The sequence below is a fragment of the Bacillus sp. cl96 genome, from assembly GCF_900100505.1.
Classification (GTDB): domain Bacteria; phylum Bacillota; class Bacilli; order Bacillales; family Bacillaceae_G; genus Bacillus_A; species Bacillus_A cereus.
In genome coordinates this window covers 283487-310331 of record NZ_FNDM01000002.1, presented here as the reverse complement: position 1 = coordinate 310331, position 26845 = coordinate 283487, and the positions used below count along the sequence as shown (strand labels likewise).

The following is a 26845-nucleotide window of genomic DNA, read 5'->3' as shown; positions in this document are numbered from 1 at the left end:
TTTAATTCCGGAATTTCCTAGTTGACTTATAGGTTTTATTACCTTATATTCTATATAACAGATTGGAATTAGGGGGAATCAACATGAATACACTGCTTGTCGGAATTAACGTTGCAGTCATGCTCATCTTAGTTGGCGTATTATATTATATGCAACGTAAGCATGTATCTTTTAATAAACGTGTATTTACCGCTTTAGGAGTCGGAATTTTATTCGGTCTTATATTACAATTTATTTATGAGCCAACTTCTAAAGTAATTATTGAATCAAATACTTGGTTTGGCTTAATCGGTAACGGTTATGTAAAATTACTTCAAATGATCGTTATGCCACTTATTTTAGTATCTATTATTTCAGCATTTACAAAATTACAGTTAACGAAAAACCTTGGTAAAATTAGTGGCCTTATTATCGGTATTTTAATTCTTACTACAGGAATCGCTGCAGCTGTCGGTATCGCTGCAAGTGCAGGATTTGATGTATCTGCAACCGGCCTACAACAAGGTGATGCAGAATCTGCTCGTCTGAAACTAGTTGAAGAAAGATTTACTTCTATTGAAAAGACAACAATTCCAGATAAATTATTAGAGCTATTACCTACAAATCCGTTTCTTGATTTAACAGGCGCTCGTCCAACATCAACAATTTCTGTCGTAATATTTGCAGCCTTTATCGGCATTGCCTTTATAGGTGTAAAACGAAAATATCCAGAACAAGCAGAGCTATTTAAGAAGATGCTTGATGCTGTATATGCAATCGTAATGCGTATGGTAACATTAATTTTACGCCTTACTCCATACGGCGTATTAGCTCTTATGGCAAAAACAGTTGCTGGTAGCGACATAAATGCTATTTTAAAACTTGGCAACTTCGTGTTAGCGTCTTACGTAGCACTTATCGTAATGTTCGTTATCCACTTATTATTAATTGCGCTATCTGGTTTAAATCCAATTCAATATTTAAAAAAGGTGTTCCCTGTATTAACATTTGCATTCACATCTCGCTCTAGTGCTGGTGCGATGCCATTAAATATTGAAGCGCAAAAAGAAAAGCTTGGTATTTCCGAAGGAATTGCAAACTTCGCAGCTTCATTTGGGGTATCTATCGGACAAAACGGTTGCGCAGGTATTTATCCAGCAATGCTTGCAATGATGGTCGCTCCAACTGTAGGAATTGATCCATTACAACCACAATTTATTTTAACTTTAATCGCTGTTGTTGCTATTAGCTCATTCGGTGTTGCCGGAGTTGGTGGCGGCGCAACATTCGCAGCTTTAATCGTACTATCTACAATGAACTTACCAATCGGTATTGTTGCTCTAGTTATCTCGGTTGAGCCATTAATCGATATGGGGCGTACAGCTCTTAACGTAAGTGGCTCTATGACAGCAGGTCTTATTTCAAGTAAATGGCTTGGTGAATTAGATCAAGATACGTACAATCAAGATGATACAAAAACTGGTGAAATTGCTTCATAATGAAAAAAGACGCTAACATACAATTGTTAGCGTCTTTTTTATTCCGTCCCCTCTTTATAGATTTTATCTTGAGAATTATCACTCTAAGTATTCTTCTAGTTGCTCTTTTAACTCTTCCCCAATCTCATAACAAGATTCATCAGCGAGTTCCCCTACTTTCTTACTCCCCAAAATGTTTGATTGAATTGGCATTCCTAAAAAGATTCTTTCACATTTCCAAATTGGAATATTATGAAATCCAATCAGCTCTTTTTCTTCATCTAATATAGCTATAGCAACTGATGAATAATAACCCACCTCAAAGGCATTCTCTTTTTCCCTTGCAAATCCCATATCTAATTCCATGTATTTTTCTATGTATAAACGTGAATACTCTTTATGCAGTTTAAGTGATATTCGCTCTATTTCCTTCTCCATACATTGAATGTTCTCTTTTAACTCCAACGTAAACTCCTGTTCTTTATATTTCATTTTCGCCTCCTTAAACATAGAAAAAGAGAATACAATAACATATCCTCTTTCCTCAAATATATTTCATTATCTCACAGCCCGTCCTTTTCACAAATAACCATTTTGTTCGCACCATTTATGAAATTGTCCTACGTCTACTCCAACTAACACGATATCCTTTAGCTCTACATCAATGACTTGTTCTCCAATTACAATAGCAAACTGCGATGCTAATTTTGTCTCATTTTTCTTTACAATTCCAATTCGGTTCCGATGCGGTCCATCTTTTATATATGCTTTTTGTCCTACAATATCAAAGTTCAAAATTCTCACCTCTTTTACTGCGCTCAAATTGGAAATACGATCTCCACCTCGGAAAATTTCCTTTCATTGCACTATTTCTCTATATATATGACGAAACAATAAAAGAGTCCTTCCTTCTTTACAATTATTTTTTCTTTGTTTCATTTTTGTGATTGAAACGTAAAGTTTATAATAAAATACACTTGGAAGCGCTTTCTATGTAATTTTTTATGTTATAATATATAAGTAGAACTTCGTAAAGAGGGTTAAAAAATGAATACAAAAATGATTAAAAAAGTAATTGAAGCATTAAAAGTATATGGCTTTCAGGATGTATCATTCTGTGACAAAACGAAGCAATTTTTATTTCATAACGAAACCGATATTATGAGCGGCTATGCAGAAATAACATATAGTAGTCAATTTGAAAAATTCAACGTACAAATTCATCCAATTGAAACGCATCACCAAGCAGAGTTACAAGAGATTGAAAGACATATACAAGCTTGTATAAGAAAAGTGGAATATTTAAACGCACTTCTTACCGGGCAGACAAAACTAGCTGATAAAATTATTATTATGTAAAAAAAGAACGTGATCCAATCACGTTCTTTTTTCATTATACGTTCATCTTTTCCTTTAGTTGTAATCCTGTAACAGATTCTAATACATCCATCGATTCTCCAAATGTCATATCAAAAATTGTCTTGTCCTCTATGTATGGAAACTGTCTGAAACGCTTTTCTAACACCTTCACAGCATCTGATGTAAAGTTTGCACTATCAATGCCAAATTCTGTTTCAAGAAGAACGATCCAATCTAACACATGAAAACCTAATCCATTGACGAATGAAATCAATTTTTCTTCTGGGTTTGAAGATAAGAATACTTGGCGTTCCATCTCACTAAAAAGCTCTTCTCCTAAGATTTCAGCTAACTCATCATCATGTTCACGTTCAACAAGTTCTTCGTAGCCGTAATCATCCACAAGCTCTTCTACTTCTTCACTATCCTGACAAAGCAATTGACTAAGAAGTGCCTCTTTCTTAAATTCACTATTTTGTACGACTTCTAAAAAGCTCGTTTCCCATCCATTTTCTAATTTCATATTATGTACTCCTTTATATACGTTTCTTATCATCACTGTACCCAAAAGATCACTTTTATAACCTTTTAGGTAGTTACTATTATTTCATATGATTCATAACATAAGATGCAAACTCAGCTACATCTCCTTCAAAAATATTTATTTCTGGCAAGTGATAGAACGTTGTTTGGAGCGGGTTTCCTGCATGATATACATATATCGTTTTCTCTAGTGCAATCGCCATTCCAAACTCTGTATGGCTCCCGTTTCCGCCATCTAATATAAGTAAAAATACATCCGCTTCTTTTACAGCATTTTGTTCTGCCTGACCAATTTCTCTTAATTGTTCTTCATTTGCTGCTTTTTCGTTTTTGGTCCAATCATATGTATGGTGCCATCCTGCATGTTTCAGTTCATTTGCTACGGAACGTACAAGATGTTTATTTTGGAAACCTGAGGCGATATAAAAATTCATTTATATACACTCCTTCATTATGTATGGGGAAACTCCTTTTTAGCGTTATTTGTTATAGCTACAATAAAGAACAACTTCAAAAAAAATCCCCATCTTTAAAACTTATTTGCGTTTAAATGATGGGATGCTTCATGGTCTTCTTTTATTTTTTGTTTTTTATAACTTTCATCAGCTAACATTTCTAGTTCAGCTGTTATCTCCGACTTTTCAAGCTCTCTTTCTTGCGAAAATTTCCTTGAAATATAAACAATAACACTACCAACGTACAACACAAAGCATATAATAAGTGCAGTATTTTCATAGAGACTTAGCTCCAACACAGTCACTCCTAATCCATTCGTATTTTCACGCCTCATTAATTGGAATTTCCCTATTAACCCATTTGTTATCCCGCTATTTGAGGGCAGTAAGACTCCCTCCTCAAAATTCAGTAACAGTAAAGAAGTTAGATGTGGGATGCACCCAACTGATTAAAGTTTCACTTTATTGTAACATAAAAATATCAATTCTTGGAATCTTTCACCCTACTAAAAGAGGCATGATTATTTCATCATGCCTCTGAAATATTTTGAATGATTGTTTTAATTGCTTCTTTTCCATTATATTTTTTTAGTGCTATTTTATACTTCTCATTATTTTGATTTAATTCTTCGACATACTTTATAAGAGATTTTACATTTACATCTTCTTCATATAATACGGAGGCATATCCTTGTCTTTCAAAGGACTCTGCATTTAATATTTGATCTCCACGGCTTGCAAATTTCGATAATGGAATTAAAACCATCGGCTTTTGTAATGTTAAAAATTCAAAAATTGCGTTGGAGCCCGCGCGTGAAATAACAAAATCTGTTACCGCTAATATATCTGGCAGTTCTCCATGTACATATTCAAATTGTCTATATCCTTCTTTATTTTGTAAACTTTCATCAAGGTTACCTTTTCCGCAAAGGTGAACAATTTGATACTTTTTAAGAAGTTCTGGTAATGCTTCTCGAGCCGTATCATTAATTTTTTTCGCGCCCAAGCTGCCTCCCATAATCGTAATAACTGGCTTTTTACGTGAAAAACCTAAAAACGCTAAACCTTTTTCACGATTTCCCTTCAGCACTTCTTCACGTACAGGAGACCCCGTATATATTACTTTTTCTTTCGGTAAATGTTTCGCTGCTTCTTCAAATGTAACAAATATTTTCGAAGCAAAACGAAGCGCAATTTTATTTGCTAGTCCTGGCGTCATATCAGATTCATGTAATAAAACTGGTACTCTATTTAGCCATCCGCCAATTACGACTGGTACAGATACGAAACCGCCTTTTGAAAAAATCACATCTGGTTTTAGTTTTCGAATTCTTACATACGCATCCATAACACCCTTCATTACAAGAAAAGGATCTTTTATATTTTTTAAATCAAAATAACGACGTAGCTTTCCACTCGAAATACTATAGTAGGGAATGCCTTCCTTTTCTATAATCGTTTTCTCAATACCTTGGTGAGAACCAATATAAGAGATATCCCAGTTGTCTTCCTGTAAATATGGGATAATGGCTAAATTAGGTGTTACATGTCCTGCCGAACCGCCACCTGTAAAGACTATTTTCTTCATACGTCTCCCCCTTCTAGACTATAATACACTAAAATATCTTGCCTCAGGGTGAGAAAATACCATAGCCGTTACGGACGCTTCTGGCTCCATCATGAATCCTTCTGTTAATGAAATACCTATTTCCTCTGGATGAATTAAGCGAAATAGCTTTTCTTGATCTGCAAGTTCTGGACACGCCGGATAACCAAATGACACTCGTATTCCTCTATATTTCGTACGGAAACGTTCTTCCATCGTCAGTTCAGGCGAGTCCGGAATGCCCCAGCGGTCACGAATGAGCATATGTGTTTTTTCAGCAAGTCCTTCCGCTAATTCAAGCGCTAACGATTGAATGGCATGACTACGTAGGTAATCACCTTTCGCCTTCCACTCTTCAGCAATATCCCGAACTCCTTCCCCAACCGTAACAGATAAGAAAGCAACATAGTCCATCTCATCTCCTATTGGGCGCAAATAATCACCTAAAGTACGATAGGGAGCCTTTCCTTGTCTAGGGAATGTGAAACGCTCTATAACACGCGTATGATCTTCTGGATCATATATTACAATGTTTTGTCCGTCGCTTTGCGCTGGGAAAAATTGATACACTGCTTTCGGCTTTAACCAAGATTGTCCTTCCTGCAATAATTCATCTATTAAATCATTTAATTCATGTGCTCTCTTATCTCCCTCTTTCAAAAGCTTCTTCACATTTCCTTTTAATCCAAGGTGATGCCCAAGTAGCATTTGTCTATTCAGAAATGGTGCGAGATGAAGGGCTGGAACATCTCGTAATACAATTCGTTTTGTTGAATCAGGCACCATAACCTCTGATTTTGGTAATGGCTCAATTACTGCTGGAATTTCTACTTTCTTCTCCTCTTTTTTTACGATATGAAGATGACGTTCTTTTTTATCCTGCTTCATCTTCTCACGCTCTTCTTCTTTTTGAAGCTTATTAATAATATCGAGCCCCGTCATCGCATCACTCGCATAACAAACGAGTCCTTTATATGATGGTGAAATCCGATTATCTGTAAACTTTCTCGTTAACGCTGCACCACCTACAACAATGGGCACATCAATATTTGCCGCTTTTAAATCTTCAGCAGTCGTTACCATTTGTTGCGCTGATTTTACTAATAAACCTGAAAGGCCTATAATGTCCGGCTTCTTTTCTTGTACTTCTTGAACAATTCGATCCGAACGTACATTAATTCCTAAATTAATAATCTCATATCCGTTATTCGCTAAAATAATTTCAACGAGATTTTTCCCAATATCATGCACGTCACCTTTTACAGTTGCTAACAATACTTTCCCTTTTTTCGCACTATCACTAGATTCCATATGTGGCTCTAAATAGCTTACAGCGGCTTTCATACTTTCGGCACTTTGCAATACTTCAGCAACAATAAGTTCATTATTATTAAATAGTCGTCCTACCTCGTCCATCCCTGTCATAAGCGGACCGTTAATAATATCAAGAGGTTTTCTTCCTTCTTCAAGTGCAAGACTTAAATCCTCGTGTAATCCTTGTTTCGTACCTTCTACAATATAATTTGCTAGTCTTTCATCAAGCGTTAACGTTTCTTGCACAACGACATCTTTCTTTTTAGCAACTCGGTAAAAGTTTGTAAATTCTTCTAACGTCTCTTTCGTCGTTTCAAACAGTAATGCATCTGCAAGGCGTTTTTCTTCCTCTGGAATCGACGCATAGCGTTCTAATTTTTCCGTATTCACAATCGCGTAATCTAATCCTGCTTTCGTAGCATGATATAAAAAGACTGAATTTAATACTTCACGTCCAGCCGGTGGTAAACCAAATGATATGTTACTTACACCTAAAATCGTTAAACACTCTGGTAACGCTTCTTTAATAAGGCGAATTCCTTCTATAGTCGCTGCCGCTGAGCCAATATATTCTTCATCACCTGTCCCTACTGGAAACACAAGTGCATCAAAAATAATATCTGACGGGCGTATCCCATACTTCTTTGTAAGTAATTCATAGCTTCTTTTCGCAATTTCTATCTTTCGTTCCGCACTAACCGCCATACCGTCTTCATCAATTGTTCCTACAACTATAGCGGCACCATACTTCTGAAGAAGCGGTGTCACTTTTTTAAATCGTTCTTCTCCATCTTCTAAATTAATTGAATTAATAACAGCTTTTCCTTGAATATAAGTAAGAGCTCGCTCCATCACATTTTCATCTGTTGAATCAATCATAATCGGTACTTTTAAAACTTTCGTAACTTCTGCTAAGAAGTTTTCCATATCTTCTATTTCATCGCGATCAGGATCTGCCATACAAATGTCAATAATATGAGCATTTTTCTTCACTTGCGCTCTTGCCACTTCAGCAGCCTCTTCAAATTTCCCTTCTGCTACTAAGCGTTTAAATTTACGTGACCCAATAACATTCGTTCTTTCACCTACAAATAACGGTCTCATAGACTCATCATATTGCAGTGCTTCTAATCCACTAATTCCATGTCCTTCTCTCTCATGATGGTCACGAGGCCTAAGAGATGCTAGCGCGGATTTCATTGCTTTTATATGTTCTGGTGTCGTGCCACAACAACCACCAATAATATTAATCCATCCTTCTTCAGCAAATCGCTTCACCTTTTCAGCAAGAGAAGATGGAGATTCATGGTAATGTCCATCTTCATCAGGAAGACCTGCATTTGGATAACAAGAAATGTAACACTCCGATAAATCAGATAGTGAACGAATATGGTCCCTCATAAACTCCGGACCAGTCGCACAGTTTAACCCAACAGATAATGGTTTCATATGTTCTACTGATAAATAAAAAGCTTCAATTGTTTGCCCAGCCAGAGTCGTTCCCATTGGCTCAATCGTTCCTGAAATCATAATAGGAACCGTTTTTTTCAGTTCTTCAAAAGCGGCTTGAATTCCAATATAAGCTGCTTTCACGTTACGCATATCTTGACTCGTCTCAACGAGTAATACATCAACTTCTCCTTTTAATAATCCTCGTGCCTGCCTTGTATAAGCCTCAATCAATTCTTCAAAAGTCACACCACCTGTAACACTAATTGCTTTCGTTGTTGGTCCCATCGCTCCCGCAACATATACTTCCTTCCCGCTTTCTTTAACAGCTTGCTTCGCCAAAAGTGCTGCCTTTTCATTTAGTTCTTCATCTAAATGAGACAGATCATAATCACTTAGTACAATATTCGTTGCCCCAAATGTATTTGTTTCAATAATATCCGCTCCAGCTTCAATATAAGCTTTATGAATCTTTAAAATAACGTCTGGTCTTGTTTCCACTAAATATTCATTACAGCCCTCGTACTCTTCTCCTCCGAAATCTTCAGCAGTTAAATCCTCTTGCTGAATCATTGTCCCCATTGCACCATCTAATATTAAAATGCTATTTTTTAATTTTTCTTCTATACACTTCATCAATTAATACCTTCTTTCACTTCTTGCTTTTCTCTTACATATTTAACAAGATGTTCTGTAATTTCATACTTTAAAAATGGTGTAATAAGATAAATACCATTAAAATATTTCATCGCTGCGTCGACCAATTCTTGTGAAATGCGGATCCCTTCCTCAATTGCTGCCTCTTTTGTTTCATGTCCATCCATTCTCTCTCTTATTTCTTCAGGAAGAGTAATACCCGGCACCTCAAAATGAAGAAAATCTGCATTCCGCTTACTTACTAACGGCATAATTCCAATAAAAATAGGTTGTTCCAAATGCTTTGTCGCTTCATACACTTCTTCAATTAACTTGATATCGTAAATTGGCTGAGTTAAAAAATACTCCGCTCCAGCATCTATTTTTCGTTCCATTCGCTTAACCGCTGCTTTTAAGTGCCTCACGTGAGGATTAAATGCGCCGCCTACAGAAAACCTTGTCGCCGGTCCAATTGATTTCCCTAAAATTGAACGTCCATCGTTCATTTCTTTAATCATTTTAATAAGCTCAATAGAGGATAAATCATATACAGAAGTGGCACCGGGAAAATCACCAACGCGCGCTGGATCACCAGTTAAAGCTAACACTTCTTCCATCCCTAACGCCGATAAACCTAACAAATGAGATTGTAGTCCAATGACGTTATGATCTCTACACGTTAAATGCGTCAATACTGGGATATCATGCTTCGTTAATAACGCACCCATCGCCATATTAGAAACACGAGGCGATGCTAATGAATTATCTGCTAGAGTAATAGCATCTGCTCCCGCTCTTTTTAACGCTCTTGCTCCTTCAAAAAAACGCTGTGTATCTAACGTTTTCGGTGGATCTAATTCTACTACAACTGTCGTTTGTTTTTTCGCTTTCTCTGCTAGAGTGACGTGAGCCTTCGAACGTTTCTCATGCGTATGAACGACTTTCGGCCTTTGAATCGTGTCTTTTTCTATTACAGGGGTAATATTCGCAACAGCGCGCTTCATACTTTGAATATGTTCTGGAGTCGTACCACAACAACCACCCAATAACCGAATACCTTGCTCAATAAATCTCGGTGTCATCGCTTCAAAATAAGCTGGGCTTCCCTCATATACGTAACGTCCATCCACATAATTCGGGAGGCCTGCATTTGGGTATGCTGATAAATAGCCATTTTGAGGAATCGATATCATTTTGAAAGCTTCCGTCATATGAAGCGGCCCTAGTTGACAATTCAATCCAACAACATTTGCACCGTAATCTATAAGTTGCTTTAATATTTCATTGACATCATTTCCATTTTGAGTCGTACCTGCTTCATGTAACGCTAATTGCGCAACAATTGGAATATTCGTTTGCTTACGCAATACTTTAACGGCATGAAGTAATTCAAATTCATCGTAAAAAGTTTCTAATAGTAATCCATCAACCTGTTCTTCTAGTAAAGCCCCTGCCTGTTCAAGTAACATAAACTCTCTTTCCATATCAGTCGTTGTAACAGCTCCGATATGTTTCATACCACCAATTGTTCCTAAAATTGCATTTTTATCTGTCACAGATGCTTTCGCCAGTTTTACTGCCGCTCTATTAATTTCTGTAACTTGATTTTCTAAACCATACATACGTAATTTCGCCTCATTTGCTCCATACGTATTCGTTTGAATTACATCTGCTCCAGCAGCTACATATTGTTTATGAATCGATATAATTAAGTCTGGATCAGATACATTCAATTCTTCAAAGCTACTTTGCAAACCATGTGAATGCAATAACGTCCCAACCGCACCATCACCTATTACAATTCCTTTTGATAATAAATCTAGTAATTTCACGACTCTCCCTCATTTCTATCAATATAAAAACCCCCTCTTCACTTTGAAGAGGGGGACATAATCGTTCCTCCTCTTATTATGCAAAACATTCGTTTTGCAGGTATTAGCACCGTTTCAAACATTTCGTTTGAAGGTTGCCGGGTTTCACAGGGCCTTTCCCTCCACCGCTCTCAATAAGAGTTGTCTTTATTATTTTATTTATGTAGCTAAAAGGAAATGCGTTCCCCTTTTAACAATGTTTGTTAATTTTTTAATAAATTTAGCATGCACAAAAGTAAAAGTCAATGACACTTGCGGAAAAATAAAAATTATTTAAAATAAAGTTGCAATTCAGTTATATTTTATTGTAAAGTTAAAAACATAATAAAAATTTCATACGAACATTCTTATCTAGAGAGGTAGAGGGACTGGCCCTGTGACGCCTCAGCAACCATTAACATTTTGTTAATAAGGTGCTAATTCCAGCAAATTGTGAAAGATTTGACAGATGAGAAGAAGACTCTATTCAAACCGAAAGCCTTCTTCTTAGAAGGCTTTTTTTATTTTATATTCACTTAATGTTTCAATTTAAAAAGGAGGAATTTTCATATGTCAACAATCGAAACAAAACTAGCACAAATCGGAAATCGCAGTGAAACTACAACCGGAACGGTTAATCCACCAGTTTATTTCTCAACCGCTTATCGTCACGAAGGAATTGGTAAATCTACTGGCTTTGACTATTCACGAACTGGCAATCCAACTCGAGGTCTTTTAGAACAGGCGATCGCAGACTTAGAATATGGCGAACAAGGTTATGCCTGTAGTTCAGGGATGGCGGCTGTTCTCCTCGTCCTTTCTCTATTCCGCTCTGGAGACGAACTTATTGTATCTGAAGATTTATACGGGGGAACGTATCGATTATTTTCTGAGCATGAAAAAAAGTGGAATGTTCGATGTAGATACGTAAATACACAGTCTATTAAACAAATTGAGCAAGCTATCACAACTGAAACGAAGGCTATTTTCATAGAAACTCCAACTAATCCATTAATGCAAGTTACTGATATTGCTGCTGTCGCAACTGTAGCGAAAAGGAACGGACTACTCCTTATTGTAGACAACACTTTCTACACACCTTATATACAGCAACCATTAACAGAAGGTGCTGACATTGTACTTCATAGCGCAACGAAATATTTAGGGGGACATAACGATGTACTAAGCGGGCTTGTCGTTGCAAAAGGAAAGGAACTTTGCGAGGAAATCGCTCATTATCATAATGCATCAGGTGCAGTTTTAAGCCCATTTGACTCATGGTTATTAATTCGCGGTATGAAAACGTTAGCGCTTCGCATGAGGCAACATGAAGAAAATGCGAAAGCAGTTGTTGCGTATTTAAATGATGAAGACGGGGTGACAGATGTATTTTATCCAGGAAGAGGCGGCATGATCTCATTCCGCCTTAAAGATGAAGCTTGGATTAATCCATTCTTACAATCTTTATCCTTAATTACATTTGCCGAAAGTCTTGGTGGTGTAGAAAGTTTAATGACTTATCCAGCAACGCAAACACATGCTGATATTCCTGAAGAAATTAGAACAGCAAACGGCGTATGCAATCGTCTTCTTCGATTCTCAGTTGGCATTGAAAATAGTAACGATTTAATTCAAGACTTAAAGCAAGCAATTAAACTCGTAAAAGAAGGTGTAAGAATATGAGCTATTCTATAGATACACTCTTACTACACAACCAATATAAACACGACTCGCAAACAGGCGCTGTGAACGTTCCTATTTATAACACATCAACTTTTCACCAGTTTGATGTAGATACGTTCGGAAAATATGACTATAGCAGGTCAGGAAATCCAACTCGTGAAGCTCTTGAAGATATCATTGCTTTATTAGAAGGCGGAACAAAAGGATTCGCCTTTGCATCAGGCATTGCAGCGATTTCCACTGCATTCCTCCTTCTTTCACAAGGTGATCACGTACTCATTTCAGAAGATGTGTACGGAGGCACTTACCGAGTGATAACTGAGGTACTCTCCCGTTACGGTGTTTCACATACATTTGTTGATATGACCAATTTAGAAGAAATAAAACAAAACATTAAACCAAATACAAAGCTCTTTTATGTAGAAACACCTTCTAACCCACTTTTAAAAGTGACAGATATTCGCGAGGTTTCTAAACTCGCAAAATCTATTGGGGCTCTTACTTTTGTTGATAATACATTTTTGACACCACTATTCCAAAAACCACTTGAACTTGGAGCTGATGTCGTTCTTCATAGTGCTACAAAATTTATTGCTGGTCATAGTGATGTTACTGCCGGATTAGCAGTAGTAAAAGATTCAGAACTCGCTCAAAAGCTTGGATTTTTACAAAATGCATTCGGTGCTATTTTAGGACCTCAAGATTGTTCTCTCGTACTTCGCGGTCTAAAAACATTGCATGTACGCCTCGAACATTCAGCTAAAAATGCCAATAAAATCGCACATTATTTACAAGAGCACTCTAAAGTAAAAAATGTCTATTATCCGGGATTACAAACTCATCTCGGATTTGATATTCAACAATCTCAAGCAACATCAGCTGGAGCGGTCTTATCGTTTACTTTGCAGTCAGAAGATGCACTCCGCAAATTTTTATCAAAAGTAAAATTGCCTGTTTTTGCAGTTAGTTTAGGAGCTGTAGAGTCAATTCTTTCTTATCCAGCAAAAATGTCACATGCAGCACTGTCGCAAGAAGCTCGTGATAAAAGAGGAATCTCTAATTCATTACTTCGGTTATCAGTCGGTCTTGAAAATGTTAACGATTTAATATCCGATTTTGAAAATGCCCTTTCTTATGTAGAAGAACCTGTAAATGCATAGAGAAAAAGAAGATATGAGATTAGGTTTTCATATCTTCTTTTTATGCGGTTTAGCTATATTCATTTGAATTTCTTCTTTTCTTATAGTCCATAAAAAATAAAAGTATATCATCTATTTCTAAATAATGGATTAATTGATATATTAAGAAATAAAAAGGGGTGAAAATAATGGATACTTGTGCAGATATTTTAATCGTTATCGATTTACAAAATGGCGTATGTTATAGCGAGGAGCATTTATTTGATTTACAGAACTTACTAAAAAAAGTAAATAAAAGAATTTCTTCATATAGAAAATTAAATAAACCAATCCTTTTTGTTCAACATTGTGATGATGATTTAGTACCCGAGAAAGAACTTTGGGCTATTCATACCGATCTAGATGTTCAAGAACAAGATTTTTTTGTAAGAAAAACACATGCAAATTCATTTTATAAAACAAACTTAAAAGAAATTTTAGATCAATTATCTGTAAATCGCATTGAATTTTGTGGCGCCCAAACAGAGTACTGTATGGATGCAACGATTAAGTTTGCCCACGGACTAGGATACGAAAACTTTATGGGACAGAAAACAACCTCTACGTTGAATAATCCTTTTATGTCCGCAAAAGAGACAATTGATTTTTATGAGAACATATGGAATCACAGATTTTTAACGTTGCTAAAAGATGAATTTTAGAATAAATGACTAATGACTTGATCATCCTAAGATTTATCAGCCGTAATCAAATATTTCATTATCACCATAAAGAAGCGAATGACATTCAGCTTCTTTTCTTTTAACCTGTTTTATATTCTATATATATCATTATAATTCCTTTGTCATATTATTTTAAAAATTTCGTATATTCATTTGAAAGAATAAGAAAATCATGATAAAATTGTGTTACAAATATATCTATATCTTTCAATTTTTAAAACGCATCGAAATTTTCACCCAAAAATGTCATTTTACAAAAACATGCTAATTTACCTATTTTATTTACATCCGGGTCTCTTTTCTTACAATTTCTTTACTTTAGGACTTTTTTTCTGCAACAACTATTTTCTTTTCTTTAAATTTTTGGTATGTATAGTATGGTATAATAGCTCACACGGAGGTGGAAAAGAACATGTTAGAAACCTTTCAAAAAGAATTAGAACTATATGAAAGTAATGCAGAATTATTAAAAGTGCTAGCTCATCCTGTTCGTTTATGTATCGTAAAAGGATTAATCGAGCGCGGTCCAAGCAACGTTTCTACAATGTATACTGGCTTAAACATGCCACAATCTACAATTTCACAGCATTTAGCAAAATTAAAAAGCGCTAAAATCGTTTCTAGTGAAAGAAAAGGATTGGAAATTTATTACAAAGTAGAGAATGAAACAATCATTCAACTCGTTCGCGTATTATTAGGTTAGGGACTAATAATCGCAGAAAAAGAACGTATTCTATATTTTTTATCTCATATCTTTAATATAAATATATATCATGAGAGGAAATATATAATACTACATAAGTCGTATTAAAAAACAAGACACAGTATATACTGTGTCTTGTTTTTTATATTGTTACATACCGATCCAAATGTAAATGTTGCATATCTTTTGTATGTATAACAACATCAAACGAACTCCCTACTCCTCCATTTAAAATCATAGAACGAACTGCTCGATTTTGTTTTTGCGTTTCAGAAAAAGGATTCGTATCTTGATGGCTCGTAAGCTGTTCTAATATCCCTGCAGCTAACAAGAACTCAGATTGTTTCTTATGCCATACTGCACTCATTCCTTGCATACTAAACATCTCCTTTAGCTCGTCCCAATGAACATGAGTAGTAAGATCCATTTCACCTGGATGCGCTAGTGGGTTACGCATTAGCTTATGCTGATAATATCCTCGCAAACTTCCTTCGCGGTGTGCTGGATGCATCCATTCTTCTTTTGTGTATCCGTAATCAACTGTAATACATATACCTTTTTGAAACCATTTCGAAATTTCTTTTATATACTCCTCCATAACTATTGGTACTTCAAAACGTTGCCCTTCAGCAATATGAATATTATATTTCAATAAATAGCGACCAATTCTTTTATTTAACGGCCTACATACTTCTGAAAGGTTTCCTTCCTCTGTATATGTAATACGTACTTCATACAATATACCATTTCTTTTCTCAATTACTTCAACAGGAAATGCATCAAACAACTCATTCGAAAAAAGAATTCCCTCGAAAGAATCTCCCATTTCACTATAGGAGGTATAGTACGATACATTAGAAAATGAGCCAAGTTGCTCCTGCTGTAATTTCCTATGAAAAGGGCTCACTTCAATCATTGAATAGTTTAAATTAATAAAGGTGTTTGGAGATAATTGCTTCCATTCTTGTAAAACATCATAGGCAAACTTCCCTGTTCCCCCACCAACCTCACAAATATTCGAAGCAACTTCACCATTTTCAACAAGACGAATAAAAAGTTTAGCAAAAGTTTTTGCAAAAACAGAGGATACATTGCTACTTGTAAAAAAATCCCCTTGTCTTCCAATCTTTTCACGTTCTTTCATATAATATCCATGACCCTCCGTATACAATACAAGGTTCATATACGTACTATATGAAATTGAATAATCCTTTTCTTTCCCCATCCATTCTCTTAAAATGAGCTCCATTCCCATAATGACTCCTTATTGTAAAAACGGATTATTTTCTTTTTCAAAGCCAATGCTTGTTTCTGGACCATGTCCACATAACACCGCTGTTTCATCTGGTAATACAAATAATTTCTCTTCAATACTTCCAATTAATTCAGCAAAACTTCCACCAGGCAAATCTGTTCTTCCAATGCTCATTTGGAACAATACATCTCCTGAGAATACAGCATTCGCTTCTTTACTATAATAAGAAATACTTCCTGGAGAATGTCCTGGTGTCTCAAAAATTTCAAAATTAAATAATCCAATTGTTAATGTACCTTCTGCATCAATAATATGATCCGCTGGTTTTGCTGTAATACTGCGGTTCATCATAAAAATTTGAGAGCCGTTTACAGTTGCATCTCCTAACCAATCTGCTTCTTCTTTATGTACGTACACAGGAATATGAAAAGCGTCTCTTACGGCATCAACAGCACCGATATGATCAAAGTGAGCATGTGTTAATAAAACAGCCAATGGTTTTAATTGTTCTTCTTGTAAATATGTAACGAGCTTTTCACCTTCATGACCAGGGTCAAAGATAATGCACTCTTTTTGATCGTTCATTAAAATATAAGCATTTGTTTGTAATGGGCCTAACGGCATTTGTATCCATTTCATATGAAAATCTCCTCCAGTTATTAAACTTACTTTTAATGATACAACATTTCTTTCTCTGAGGAAAAGAAAGGATGCTATCTCGACAATCATTTTTAAAACATGTACAATATAAAAGAATAAATATTCCAAAAACTCATAATAAGAAATGGGTAGACAGAGGAGGATATTGTATGGGCCTTGTTATTATTTTTACACTTGTCACTCTGTTAGCTGTATTTGCTACGCTTAGAACACTTCGTGAAAAAAACTTTTTCGCGAGCGGCTTTGCAATTGCAACTGTACTCGTTTTCGGATGGTTTACGATCATGACTGTTCTATATAACGGGTATCCACCAGCAGCTTAATTCGTTTACACTTTATTCTTCATCGAGATTTTACACAAAAAGAGGAAGGGTTCCCCCTTCCTCTTTTCATATTTCACAACTTATATCATCTTCGCTTCGTATTTGTGCTTTTTTACAAGCCAAGCTCCTCCGATAACACCTGCATCATTACCAAGTGTTGCAATAGCTAACTTCGTGCTCTTTACAGCACGTGAGAAAGCGTATTGCTCGAAATAGCGTTGAATTGGCTCTAATAGCGCATCTCCAGCTTTAGACACGCCTCCACCAATAACAATTTTCTCTGGGTTCAATGTACTAGAAAGGTTCGCTACAGCTAATCCTAAATAAGAAGCTACTTTTTCTACTACTTCACCTGCTAATTCATCACCTTGTCCAAGTGCTTCAAAGACATCTTTTGATGTAATACGTCCTTCTTCAGCTAACATAGAGCGCAACATGCTCTCTTTATTAGTCTCTTGTATTTTTTGCATAGCAACACGTACAATACCTGTCGCAGATGCTACTGTTTCTAAGCAACCAGACTTCCCGCAATTACATGGGAAAGCATTTTCTGTAACGACTGTAATATGTCCAATCTCACCAGCAGCACCACTCACGCCGTGTACAATCTCACCATTGGCGATTACACCACCACCAACGCCCGTACCAAGTGTCATACAGATTAAATCTTTTGCACCTTCACCAGCACCTTTCCACATTTCACCAAGCGCTGCTAAGTTTGCATCATTATCAATAACAACAGGTAATCCTGTTTCTACTTCTAATAAATCTTTTAGCGGATAGTTTTTCCATCCTAAATTAACCGCTTCATAAATCATTCCAGACGCCACATGTACAGGACCAGGAGCTCCCATACCAATACCAATTAATTTGCTCTTCAATTCGCCTAATTCTTCTAGCTTTTTATCAATTGCTTTCGCAACATCAAGTGTAATATGTTTTCCTTGCTCACCTGTATTCGTAGGGATTTCCCACTTATGTAAAATTTCACCGTATACATTAATAAATGCTAATTTAATCGTTGTACCACCAAGGTCAACACCAACTAACCATTTCTCTTCCATGTTGCTTACCTACCTTTATCTAATTCTTATTTAGCTCTTTTTGAATTTCTTGCTTCAATAAAAATAAAGCTGTTTGATAGTCTTGTGGATCGATTAGCTGTGATTGATTTAATTCACGCAATTCATCTTGCATTAATTGTAAATCTGCAATTCGATCTCCCGTATAAATAATCGTACCAAATTTCTTTAGCAATTGCTGAATATCATAAATAGATACCATTTCATCACCCTCTATGCTCACTTACTATAAAAAATTATAATAAGAAAACGTTCACATATTTTATTATAATCAAGAAGAAAAAGTCTCGTCAATTTTTATTTGTCTATACAAGCTTATTTATAAGCAGTGTTCCTTTTTCTGTAATAATTTTTTCTATGTTTTTATCAAATGGCTCTACTGGAATGTGTTTTACCATTTGAAAATCATACGCTAATGACAGCGTTTTCCCTTTATAATGCACGAGATAACGATCATAATAGCCACCGCCGTACCCAATTCGCTCTCCTCGTTCTGTATAAGCTACGCCTGGGACAATTTGAAGATCAATTTCATCCATATTCACTTCTTCCGTAAGCCCGGGAATCGGTTCTCGTAAATTCATATACACCGTTTCTAATTGATCAAAATTATTAATTTGCCGGAAGGACATCGTTCTAGTTCCTTTATTACACTTAGGAACTACAACTTTCTTTCCTTCTTCCCAAGCTTTTTCGATAATAGGATATGTATTCACTTCATTTTCCATTGAAAGAGTAATTCCAATTGTTTTAGCTTCAACCCACTCTTTTTGCGCATACAACGAAAATGCAATCTGTTCTGATAAAGTTGTATACTGTTCTTCTGATAAAGAATTCATGTGTTCTATTATTTGTTTACGTAAACGTACTTTCTCTGCTTTCACACATTCTCCCCCTTACAGTGACACTTTACTCTATGCTGATAGTGTATCACTTTTAACATAGGAATCGAATAAAAAAAGAAACAGTAGGAAAATATTCCTACTGCTTACTTTGTTTCACGGTGTAACGTAGACTTCTTGTCACGCTTGCAATACTTTTTAAGCTCGATACGCTCAGCGTTGTTACGTTTATTTTTCTTTGAGATATAGTTACGATCTCCGCATTCTGTACATGCTAGAGTAATATTCACACGCATTCTTATTTCCCTCCAGTACTAATAACTTAAATCAGACTATACTATAATACCACTTTTAAAAAAAAAATTCTACACCTTTTGATATTGTCTAATTTTTTCTATAAGATTTTTCATATTTTCCCTTGCTATTACTGGGTTTCTAGCATGTGAATACACCAAAAATTTTGGTTGTTTTGTGTCAGAAACGATATAAGACCACTCTTTTTCAGTATATTTGAACTGTACTCCTTCAAATATACCTTCTCCCTTCCTTTCTATATCATCCAATAATTTCCTCATAATTTCCCCTTTTTCATTCCATGAACATACCACTTCATCATAAAGTAAATAGAGCGGAGGTGATTGCTCTACTATGCTGAGAAACGTTTTTCCTTGCAATGCTATTAGCTCGAATAATTTTCCAATCCGATATAAAATATCTCGCTTCCACCTTACTTGAAACGACTTTCTTTCATCCTGCGTATAAAATAGAAGATAACATTCTCCTAACTTCAAAGACATTGGGTAAATATTTCCTGTCGATTCGAGTAAGAAATCTGGAATATCTACCTCTTCCAAATCTGTACCTTGGTAAATATTACTATGTTTATCGTATAACTCGAAATGATTTCCTTGCTCAGAAAACATAAGAGCCATATTCGCTTTACTTGATTTCATCAAAGCTTTCACATGATCTTTTTGTTCGCTTGCATAAATCCATGTAACTGTACAACCAAGTCTTTGCAGAAAGAGCATGAGTAAATGTTGCAACGTATCATTTCTCTTATTAATAAGAAGATGAAACTTCTGCATCTGTATTTTCTCGATATCAATATGCTCCAATATAACTTCTATATACTCATTCATAGAAACATGAACGAGCTTATTTCGCCCCATCTCTTTCTCATGCACGTAATAAAACAATTCGGACATATATACTTGTTCTATCTCTTTTTGCTGCTTATACGTTAACGGCATGCCAGCTTGACCATACAACTTTATAACAATCTCATTCTCATTCTCCACTTGAATGAAAACCCCACCTGCACATTGCAAATGATGAACACTATATTGAAAAAGTGACTCGTTCATTTCTTTACATTCCATCGTATGAATCCCTATACCATGAATAGCATGTAAAAATAAATTTTTATAAGAGGTTGTTTCTATATTTTCTTGACTTCCAATTAATATACTTTCTCCTTTTTTAAAAAGAGAACCATACGCCATCGCAATCTTCACGATAAACTGGGGAGTAATTTCAACATTCCCTCTTCCTACAATGCGGCTTTTTTGTAACCACCCTGCACTCATTTCACTCTCTTGAATACCAGCCGCTCCTACTATCGAATGACTATCAATCGCCTTATAAGGCCATAGTTTTCCTTTTTGCTTAATTACCGTACTTCTTCCGATGTGACAGTGATCCGCTACAACACTTTTTTGAAACAGTGTAACATCATCTTCAACTATTGTACGCTCTCCTATTGTCGTTTCTAATAGTTCACAATACTTCCCAATGTGGGTATTTGCAAAAACAATACTTTTTTGAAGATGAGAATAATTTGAAACGATACTATTTTTCCCAATAATAGAATATGGCTCAATTACAGCTCCTGTACCAATCTTTGCTCCTTCTCCAATAAAAGAGGGGCCATGAATTTTCGTCCCTTTACCAATCGTCACCCCTTCTCCCATCCATACCATCGGTAATACTTCTGTATAAGGAATAGGTACTTGTAACTTTTTCGTTAACAAATCAAATTGTGCTTGTCGATATTGATTAAATGTGCCGATATCTAACCAATAACCTTCTGACAAATATGCGAATAACACATTTTTGTTTGCCAATAACGGAAACACATCATGACTGAAATCAAAAAATTGCCTAGGCGGTATGTAAGAAAAGATTTCTGGCTCCATAATATATATGCCTGTATTCACAACATTAGATACTACCTCATTCCAGCCCGGCTTTTCTATATATCGTGTAACCTCCTGGTCTTTATTCATTACAACCAATCCAAATGAGAGTGGATTTTCTACTTCTTTCACAAACATTGTTACCATTCTTTTCTTTTGTTCATGAAACCTAATTCCTTCTGATAATTGAAAGTCAGTTAATGCATCCCCGCTTATCACAACAAATGTTTCATCTAAAAATTGTTCTGCTTGTTTAATACTCCCTGCTGTGCCAAGCGGAGGAGAGTCTTCAAAATAATACAAGTTAACTCCCCATTTACTACCGTCACCAAAATATTGCTTAATGGTCGTACTCATATATTGAACAGTAATTGCAATTTCACGAATACCATGCTGGCGTAATAACTCAATATTATATTCTAAAACTGGTTTTTCTAATAATGGTAACATCGGCTTTGGAGTATTACATGTTAATGGTCTAAGGCGCCTTCCTTTTCCTCCAGCTAAAATAACCCCCTTCATATACTTCAGCCTCCACTTATATAATGTTCAGTAACTCCATATACCATATGTATATTCCCTATCCCACATGAACTAGCAGCATCAACTTGATTAGTTAAACACATCCTCATTTAGAAGACTATATAATTAAATTTCTAACCTATAAAAACGTACATTTCAAACAACAAGAAAGCGCTTACTATAAATTGGTAAATAATACTTATTAACGACAAACATATATACTAATTTTTCCATTACATTATGATACATCTTATCATCATAAACTAAAGGAAACAACGAGCTTTTTTTGTCATGTTTTGACTAAAAAAAGCAGGTGATTTCTCATCACCTGCTTTTTTTCCTACTCATTCAATAAATAATGCTTTCCTTTTACTAAATAAAAGACATTTTCAGCAATATTTGTAATATGATCTGCTACACGCTCAATATATCTCGCGACAAATGATAATTGTGTAATTTGCGTAATTGCTTCTGGTTGTTCCGGAACTGAAGATATAAACTCACGAATTGCTTTTCCATATATTTCATCAACGGAATCATCCATTTCAGCAATTTGTTTCGCAAAAGTTAAATTTTCTTGTTCATATGCTTCTAACGCTAAATGCAACATCTCATTTGCAACCGCAAACATTTCATCTAGGTTGTGCAAACTAACAGCCACTTCTTTTTCCCCAAGACGAATTGTAGCCTTTGCAATATTAACAGCATGATCTGCAATGCGCTCTAAATCTGTCGCTGTTTTAATTGAAATAAAAATCCTTCTTAAGTCACTTGCTACAGGTTGCTGCTTCGTAATGAGCATAAGCGCAAGATCGTTTATTTCCTCTTCTAAATTATCCATGCGGTAATCACCATCAATGACCTCTAACGCTTTCTCTACATCTCTTGTATGCAGACCTTCCATAGCAATCAATAAAGCCGCATTTGCTAATTCTCCAAGCTCAATCACCTTTTGCTGTAACGCTTTTAAATCCCCTTGAAACTGTTCTCTTACCATTTTTCTTCCCCCTCAATATTATGTGCCATTATATAAAAGTGAAACTTTAATCAACCCTCATCAATCGGGATTTGATAGGCAGCAAGATCCCCTCCCTAACTTCTTTGCTTTCGCTAAATTTTAAGGTGGGGGTCTTACTGCCCGCAAATAGCGGGGTAAATCTCCTACATAGCCTCTTACGCTTGTAATAAAACTTAAGATAAGGAGAAGTATTACTTCTTTATTAACAGTAAGATAAAATAAGAAATGCCCTCTGTTAAGAGGGCATTTGCTCTTAGCTTTGAAACGATATCAACCAAAGCGACCTGTAATATAATCTTCTGTACGCTTATCTGAAGGAGTCGTAAATAATTTGTTTGTATCTGTATACTCCACAACTTCCCCGCTTAAGAAGAAAGCTGTTTTGTCTGAAATACGCGCTGCTTGTTGCATATTATGCGTTACGATAACAATACTAAAATCTTTCTTTAGCTCTTGAATTAATTCTTCTACTTTTAATGTTGAAATTGGGTCTAATGCCGATGTTGGCTCATCCATTAAAATAACGTCTGGCTCAATAGCTAAGCAGCGTGCGATGCATAGACGCTGTTGCTGTCCACCAGATAAACCGTATGCATTATCGTGCAAACGATCTTTTAACTCATCCCAAATCGCTGCTCCACGTAAACTTTTTTCAACAATTTCATCTAATGTCTTTTTGTCACGAATACCATGGATTTTTGGACCGTATGTTACATTCTCATAAATAGATTTTGGAAATGGATTTGGCTTTTGGAACACCATTCCTACATGCGTTCTTAATTCTTCAACTGGATATGATTTATCAAATATATTGCGTTCTCTATACTCAATTACACCTGTAGTTCGAACGATCGGTACTAACTCTACCATGCGATTTAATGTTTTTAAGTACGTTGATTTACCACAGCCACTTGGACCGATAATGGCTGTAACTTCATTCTCATGAATACTTAAATTAATATCTTTTAAAGCATGGTCTTCCCCGTACCATAAATTTAAGTTTTTCGTATCAAATACTACCTTCTTTGGCGCAGTCTCGATTTTCTCTTCGTTTTTCACCTGTACATTTACTACTGTTGCTACCATTTGAATTCCCCTTTCATCCACTTCCAACTTATTTTCGATTTCGTAACCATAAAACAAATATATTGATAAATAGCAACAAACCTAACAAAACAATCATCCCAGCTGCTGCTACATACTGAAATTCTTCTTGTGGCCTACTCATCCAATTAAAAATTTGAATTGGTAGAACTGTAAATCTATCAAACATACTAAATGGAACATAATTTACAAACGCAAGTGCCCCAATAACTAATAGTGGTGCAGCCTCTCCAATTGCTCTTGATATCGCTAACGTACAGCCCGTTATAATCCCTGGGAAAGCATATGGCAATACAATTTGATACATCGTTTGCCACTTCGTAGCACCTAATCCGTAAGAACCCTCTAATAAAACACTTGGTACTGATCGAATTGCTTCTTGACTCGCCACAACAACTGTTGGTAAAACGAGTAGACTCATCGTCAATGCTGCTGCAACTATACTCTCTCCTAAATGAAGAGCATATACAAAAATAGTTAAACCAAGCAATCCAAATACAACGGATGGTACTCCTGCTAACGTTTGATTATTAATCTCTATTATTTTTTTAAATATAGATTCCTTCGCATATTGCTCTAAATAAAGTGCTGTTCCAACTCCAAATATAAAAGAAACAGGTATAACAATACTCATAAATAATATTGTCCCGGACAAAGCTGCAGCAATACCAGCTTCTTTCGGATTACGTGAAGCGAAATTTGTAAAGAAATCTATTGAAAGATAACTTATACCTTTTTCAACAATTTGAAACAGTAACAAAAACAAAATTACGATTGAAAATAAAATTGCTATATAAAATAACAATTTGTAAATTCGATCTTTTAAAAAGCGTGATGCCATATTTTTTTGTATTTTTTTATGATTCAACATTCGCATATTATGTCATCCTCCTAAAACGGCGCATAATTGACTGCGAAATGATGTTCATAATAAAGGTAAACAAAAATAATGTTGCACCTACAGCATACATGCTGTAATACGTAATCGTTCCATGCGGAGCATCACCTAAACTTACTTGCACAATATAGGCTGTTAACGTTTGAATAGAATGTGTCGGATCAAGCGATACATTTGGTGTGGATCCTGCTGCAATTACAACGATCATCGTTTCACCAATCGCACGAGAAGCTGCTAATATAATTGCTGCCATAATCCCTGTAAAAGCGGACGGAAACACCACTTGTTTTACCATTTCAAACCGCGTCGCTCCGAGTGCTAATGAAGCTTCTTTCGTCCCTTTCGCCACAGCTCTCATCGCATCTTCAGATAGAGATGCAATTGTAGGCATCATCATAAATCCGATAACGATTCCTGGACTAATCGCATTAAAAAACTGTAAATCTGGTATAATCCTTTGTAAAAGCGGTGTAACAACTGTTAATGCAAAAAAACCATATACAATTGTTGGGATACCTGCTAATAGCTCTAACATCGGCTTTAATATTTTCCGTGCACTATTTGAAGCATATTCGCTTAAAAATACGGCACACGCTAAACCGATAGGAATTGCTACAAACATAGCAATTGCTGTTACAAGGAACGTTCCACATATAAGTGGTAATATACCGAATTTAGGGTCTTCAAAAAATGGTAACCATTCTTTCTCCGTCAAAAAGGAGTATAATGATATTTTTTGAAAAAACATGATTGTTTCATTAGAGAGCGTAAAAACAATGCCGAGTGTCGTCACAATAGAAACACTAGCAATTATTTTTAGTAATAAAGGTACTATTCGATTGATTCGCTGCGTTTTTTTTCTTTGTTTTGTATTTCTTTCAATCAAATGTTGTACAGAAAATGTAATTTGACTTTTGTCATTATGAGCCAAAGATGAAAACCCCTTTCCACCCTGACATTACCTTTTTATTTCTGTTAACATACGCAGCTGTTCATTGTATTTTTCTTTTCTTAATTTTACATATCCGACCTCTTCAGCGAGGTTACCGACATGCTGAATCATAAACTCAACATAGTTTGCTACATTCATTTTATTTCGGATAGATGCATTATTCACATAAGTAAGTAGCGGCCTAGATAACGGCTCATACTTACCTGATTGAATGGTCTCTTTCGTCGGAAATACACCATTTACTTTTATTGCTTTCACCTTATCTCGATTAGCCATATAATAAGCATATCCTACAAAAGCAATGGCATGTTTATCATTCATTACCCCTTGCATAATAACTTGATCATCTTCAGACAAAGAGACTTTTTTTACAATGCGATGATTTTGTAAGATGACATTTTGAAAATAATCATACGTACCAGAGTCTACGCCTGGTGCATAAAACTTCACTTGTTCACGTGGCCATGTTGAATGAATTTGTGACCATCGCTTCTCTCTTCCATCTTCACTCCAAAGTAGCCGTAACTCGTCTACTGACATATCGTCTACCCATGTATTATGGCGATTCACAACAATCGTAAGACCGTCGTTAGCAACCTCAAAAGGTGTGAACTGAATAGAGTTTTTCTTCATTTCATTTTTCTCGACTTGTTTCATTACTCTCGAAGCATTATTTATATCTACTTCTCCTTTACTGAAACGATTAAATCCTCCCCCAGTTCCAGAAATACTGATGGAAATTTTCACGTCTGGATGCACCTTTGTATATTCCTCCGCTACTGCTTCTATAATAGGAAAAACCGTTGAGGATCCATCAACTCTCACTTCTCCCGTATCATTTAAAGCAAATGCAGTAGACATTTCAAAACAGAGGAACCATATTGATAATACGAAAACTTTAATCGGTGTACGCATCCATTTCACGTGTTCTTCCTCCTAGAAGTAACCGAAAATAACAGGATTACAGATATAAGAATACTGCTAAACTATTAATTCGGTTTTAATTGTTTGTAAAAGTTTTGTAAAGTTCCACATAAATCAACATACGGTACAATTTCAATTCAGTAGTAGCTAT

Annotated in this window: 27 protein-coding genes and 2 riboswitches; of the genes, 7 read left to right on the top strand and 20 right to left on the bottom strand. The window is 35.6% G+C overall.

Annotated elements, in window-relative coordinates; translation table 11 throughout:
* Positions 1–83 precede the first annotated feature (83 nt).
* Complete coding sequence (locus BLT20_RS05960; RefSeq protein WP_001094345.1) at positions 84–1478, top strand: L-cystine transporter; 1395 nt, start codon at positions 84–86, stop codon at positions 1476–1478.
* A 78-nt stretch (positions 1479–1556) separates the two neighbouring features.
* On the opposite strand, the gene BLT20_RS05955 is transcribed toward BLT20_RS05960, so the two are convergent.
* Together BLT20_RS05955 and BLT20_RS05950 are read right to left on the bottom strand one after the other, a co-directional pair.
* The gene (locus BLT20_RS05955; RefSeq protein ID WP_000875398.1) at positions 1557–1949 is read right to left on the bottom strand and encodes a hypothetical protein; all 393 of its coding nucleotides are present in this window, start codon (positions 1947–1949) and stop codon (positions 1557–1559) included.
* A gap of 87 nt (positions 1950–2036) precedes the next feature.
* The gene (locus BLT20_RS05950) at positions 2037–2252 is read right to left on the bottom strand and encodes a DUF3912 family protein (RefSeq protein ID WP_001008327.1); all 216 of its coding nucleotides are present in this window, start codon (positions 2250–2252) and stop codon (positions 2037–2039) included.
* A 252-nt stretch (positions 2253–2504) separates the two neighbouring features.
* Between BLT20_RS05950 and BLT20_RS05945 the strand changes: the two genes are divergently transcribed.
* Positions 2505–2816 carry a hypothetical protein gene (locus BLT20_RS05945; RefSeq protein WP_001093236.1) on the top strand — a complete coding sequence of 104 codons (312 nt, stop codon included), beginning with the start codon at positions 2505–2507 and terminating at the stop codon, positions 2814–2816.
* Between the two features lie 34 nt (positions 2817–2850).
* On the opposite strand, the gene BLT20_RS05940 is transcribed toward BLT20_RS05945, so the two are convergent.
* The 6 genes from BLT20_RS05940 to BLT20_RS05915 all read right to left on the bottom strand — a co-directional run bounded on the left by BLT20_RS05940 (position 2851) and on the right by BLT20_RS05915 (position 10651).
* On the bottom strand, positions 2851–3339 hold the full coding sequence (locus BLT20_RS05940) for a hypothetical protein (RefSeq protein ID WP_000764267.1): 489 nt from the start codon (positions 3337–3339) through the stop codon (positions 2851–2853).
* A gap of 79 nt (positions 3340–3418) precedes the next feature.
* Positions 3419–3793, bottom strand: coding sequence for a nucleoside 2-deoxyribosyltransferase (locus BLT20_RS05935; protein ID WP_001012341.1), 375 nt, complete (start codon positions 3791–3793; stop codon positions 3419–3421).
* 95 nt (positions 3794–3888) lie between these two features.
* Entirely contained in the window at positions 3889–4149 is a 261-nt protein-coding gene (locus BLT20_RS05930; protein WP_001250699.1) for a DUF3966 domain-containing protein, read from the bottom strand.
* 194 nt (positions 4150–4343) lie between these two features.
* Positions 4344–5402, bottom strand: a complete 1059-nt coding sequence (gene murG / locus BLT20_RS05925) for an undecaprenyldiphospho-muramoylpentapeptide beta-N-acetylglucosaminyltransferase (RefSeq protein WP_000724775.1) — start codon at positions 5400–5402, stop codon at positions 4344–4346.
* Positions 5403–5420: 18 nt separating this feature from the next.
* On the bottom strand, positions 5421–8819 hold the full coding sequence (metH, locus tag BLT20_RS05920; RefSeq protein WP_000649677.1) for a methionine synthase: 3399 nt from the start codon (positions 8817–8819) through the stop codon (positions 5421–5423).
* Complete coding sequence (locus tag BLT20_RS05915) at positions 8819–10651, bottom strand: bifunctional homocysteine S-methyltransferase/methylenetetrahydrofolate reductase (RefSeq protein WP_000770352.1); 1833 nt, start codon at positions 10649–10651, stop codon at positions 8819–8821. Before BLT20_RS05915 ends, metH begins: the two co-directional genes overlap by 1 nt.
* Before the next feature lie 70 nt (positions 10652–10721).
* A riboswitch (SAM riboswitch) is annotated at positions 10722–10831 on the bottom strand.
* 203 nt (positions 10832–11034) lie between these two features.
* Positions 11035–11145: riboswitch (SAM riboswitch) on the top strand.
* Between the two features lie 94 nt (positions 11146–11239).
* Between BLT20_RS05915 and metI the strand changes: the two genes are divergently transcribed.
* The 4 genes from metI to BLT20_RS05895 all read left to right on the top strand — a co-directional run bounded on the left by metI (position 11240) and on the right by BLT20_RS05895 (position 14916).
* Positions 11240–12352 carry a cystathionine gamma-synthase/O-acetylhomoserine thiolyase gene (metI, locus tag BLT20_RS05910; RefSeq protein ID WP_000103897.1) on the top strand — a complete coding sequence of 371 codons (1113 nt, stop codon included), beginning with the start codon at positions 11240–11242 and terminating at the stop codon, positions 12350–12352.
* Complete coding sequence (gene metC / locus BLT20_RS05905) at positions 12349–13512, top strand: cystathionine beta-lyase (RefSeq protein WP_000122299.1); 1164 nt, start codon at positions 12349–12351, stop codon at positions 13510–13512. Before metI ends, metC begins: the two co-directional genes overlap by 4 nt.
* 167 nt (positions 13513–13679) lie before the next feature.
* Complete coding sequence (locus BLT20_RS05900; protein ID WP_000379155.1) at positions 13680–14192, top strand: cysteine hydrolase family protein; 513 nt, start codon at positions 13680–13682, stop codon at positions 14190–14192.
* A gap of 433 nt (positions 14193–14625) precedes the next feature.
* Positions 14626–14916 carry an ArsR/SmtB family transcription factor gene (locus BLT20_RS05895; protein WP_000894377.1) on the top strand — a complete coding sequence of 97 codons (291 nt, stop codon included), beginning with the start codon at positions 14626–14628 and terminating at the stop codon, positions 14914–14916.
* 142 nt (positions 14917–15058) lie between these two features.
* On the opposite strand, the gene BLT20_RS05890 is transcribed toward BLT20_RS05895, so the two are convergent.
* Both BLT20_RS05890 and BLT20_RS05885 read right to left on the bottom strand, forming a co-directional pair.
* Positions 15059–16171 carry a class I SAM-dependent methyltransferase gene (locus BLT20_RS05890; protein ID WP_000525153.1) on the bottom strand — a complete coding sequence of 371 codons (1113 nt, stop codon included), beginning with the start codon at positions 16169–16171 and terminating at the stop codon, positions 15059–15061.
* Between the two features lie 9 nt (positions 16172–16180).
* Positions 16181–16810: an MBL fold metallo-hydrolase gene (locus tag BLT20_RS05885; RefSeq protein WP_000871224.1), complete on the bottom strand. Its 630-nt coding sequence runs from the start codon at positions 16808–16810 to the stop codon at positions 16181–16183.
* A gap of 170 nt (positions 16811–16980) precedes the next feature.
* On the opposite strand from BLT20_RS05885, the gene BLT20_RS05880 reads away from it, so the two are divergent.
* Positions 16981–17154 carry a DUF2759 domain-containing protein gene (locus BLT20_RS05880; protein ID WP_000524852.1) on the top strand — a complete coding sequence of 58 codons (174 nt, stop codon included), beginning with the start codon at positions 16981–16983 and terminating at the stop codon, positions 17152–17154.
* 80 nt (positions 17155–17234) lie between these two features.
* Here BLT20_RS05880 and glcK read toward each other — a convergent pair whose 3' ends face one another.
* From glcK to BLT20_RS05830, 10 genes are all read right to left on the bottom strand, one after another.
* The gene (gene glcK, locus BLT20_RS05875) at positions 17235–18218 is read right to left on the bottom strand and encodes a glucokinase (RefSeq protein ID WP_000391701.1); all 984 of its coding nucleotides are present in this window, start codon (positions 18216–18218) and stop codon (positions 17235–17237) included.
* Positions 18219–18237: 19 nt separating this feature from the next.
* Positions 18238–18438, bottom strand: a complete 201-nt coding sequence (locus tag BLT20_RS05870; protein WP_000253699.1) for a YqgQ family protein — start codon at positions 18436–18438, stop codon at positions 18238–18240.
* Positions 18439–18541: 103 nt separating this feature from the next.
* Positions 18542–19120 (bottom strand): 5-formyltetrahydrofolate cyclo-ligase, encoded by a 579-nt coding sequence (locus tag BLT20_RS05865; protein ID WP_000642750.1) that lies wholly within the window; start codon positions 19118–19120, stop codon positions 18542–18544.
* A gap of 104 nt (positions 19121–19224) precedes the next feature.
* Positions 19225–19374 carry a 50S ribosomal protein L33 gene (gene rpmG / locus BLT20_RS05860; RefSeq protein WP_001265616.1) on the bottom strand — a complete coding sequence of 50 codons (150 nt, stop codon included), beginning with the start codon at positions 19372–19374 and terminating at the stop codon, positions 19225–19227.
* 69 nt (positions 19375–19443) lie between these two features.
* Positions 19444–21798, bottom strand: coding sequence for a sugar phosphate nucleotidyltransferase (locus BLT20_RS05855; protein WP_000679337.1), 2355 nt, complete (start codon positions 21796–21798; stop codon positions 19444–19446).
* Between the two features lie 340 nt (positions 21799–22138).
* Entirely contained in the window at positions 22139–22795 is a 657-nt protein-coding gene (gene phoU / locus BLT20_RS05850; RefSeq protein WP_000251240.1) for a phosphate signaling complex protein PhoU, read from the bottom strand.
* Between the two features lie 291 nt (positions 22796–23086).
* Positions 23087–23902 carry a phosphate ABC transporter ATP-binding protein gene (pstB, locus tag BLT20_RS05845; RefSeq protein WP_000226686.1) on the bottom strand — a complete coding sequence of 272 codons (816 nt, stop codon included), beginning with the start codon at positions 23900–23902 and terminating at the stop codon, positions 23087–23089.
* A gap of 28 nt (positions 23903–23930) precedes the next feature.
* On the bottom strand, positions 23931–24797 hold the full coding sequence (gene pstA / locus BLT20_RS05840; RefSeq protein WP_061685102.1) for a phosphate ABC transporter permease PstA: 867 nt from the start codon (positions 24795–24797) through the stop codon (positions 23931–23933).
* Between the two features lies 1 nt (position 24798).
* Complete coding sequence (gene pstC / locus BLT20_RS05835; RefSeq protein WP_000940918.1) at positions 24799–25749, bottom strand: phosphate ABC transporter permease subunit PstC; 951 nt, start codon at positions 25747–25749, stop codon at positions 24799–24801.
* 27 nt (positions 25750–25776) lie between these two features.
* Complete coding sequence (locus BLT20_RS05830; protein WP_000871827.1) at positions 25777–26694, bottom strand: PstS family phosphate ABC transporter substrate-binding protein; 918 nt, start codon at positions 26692–26694, stop codon at positions 25777–25779.
* Positions 26695–26845: the final 151 nt, after the last annotated feature.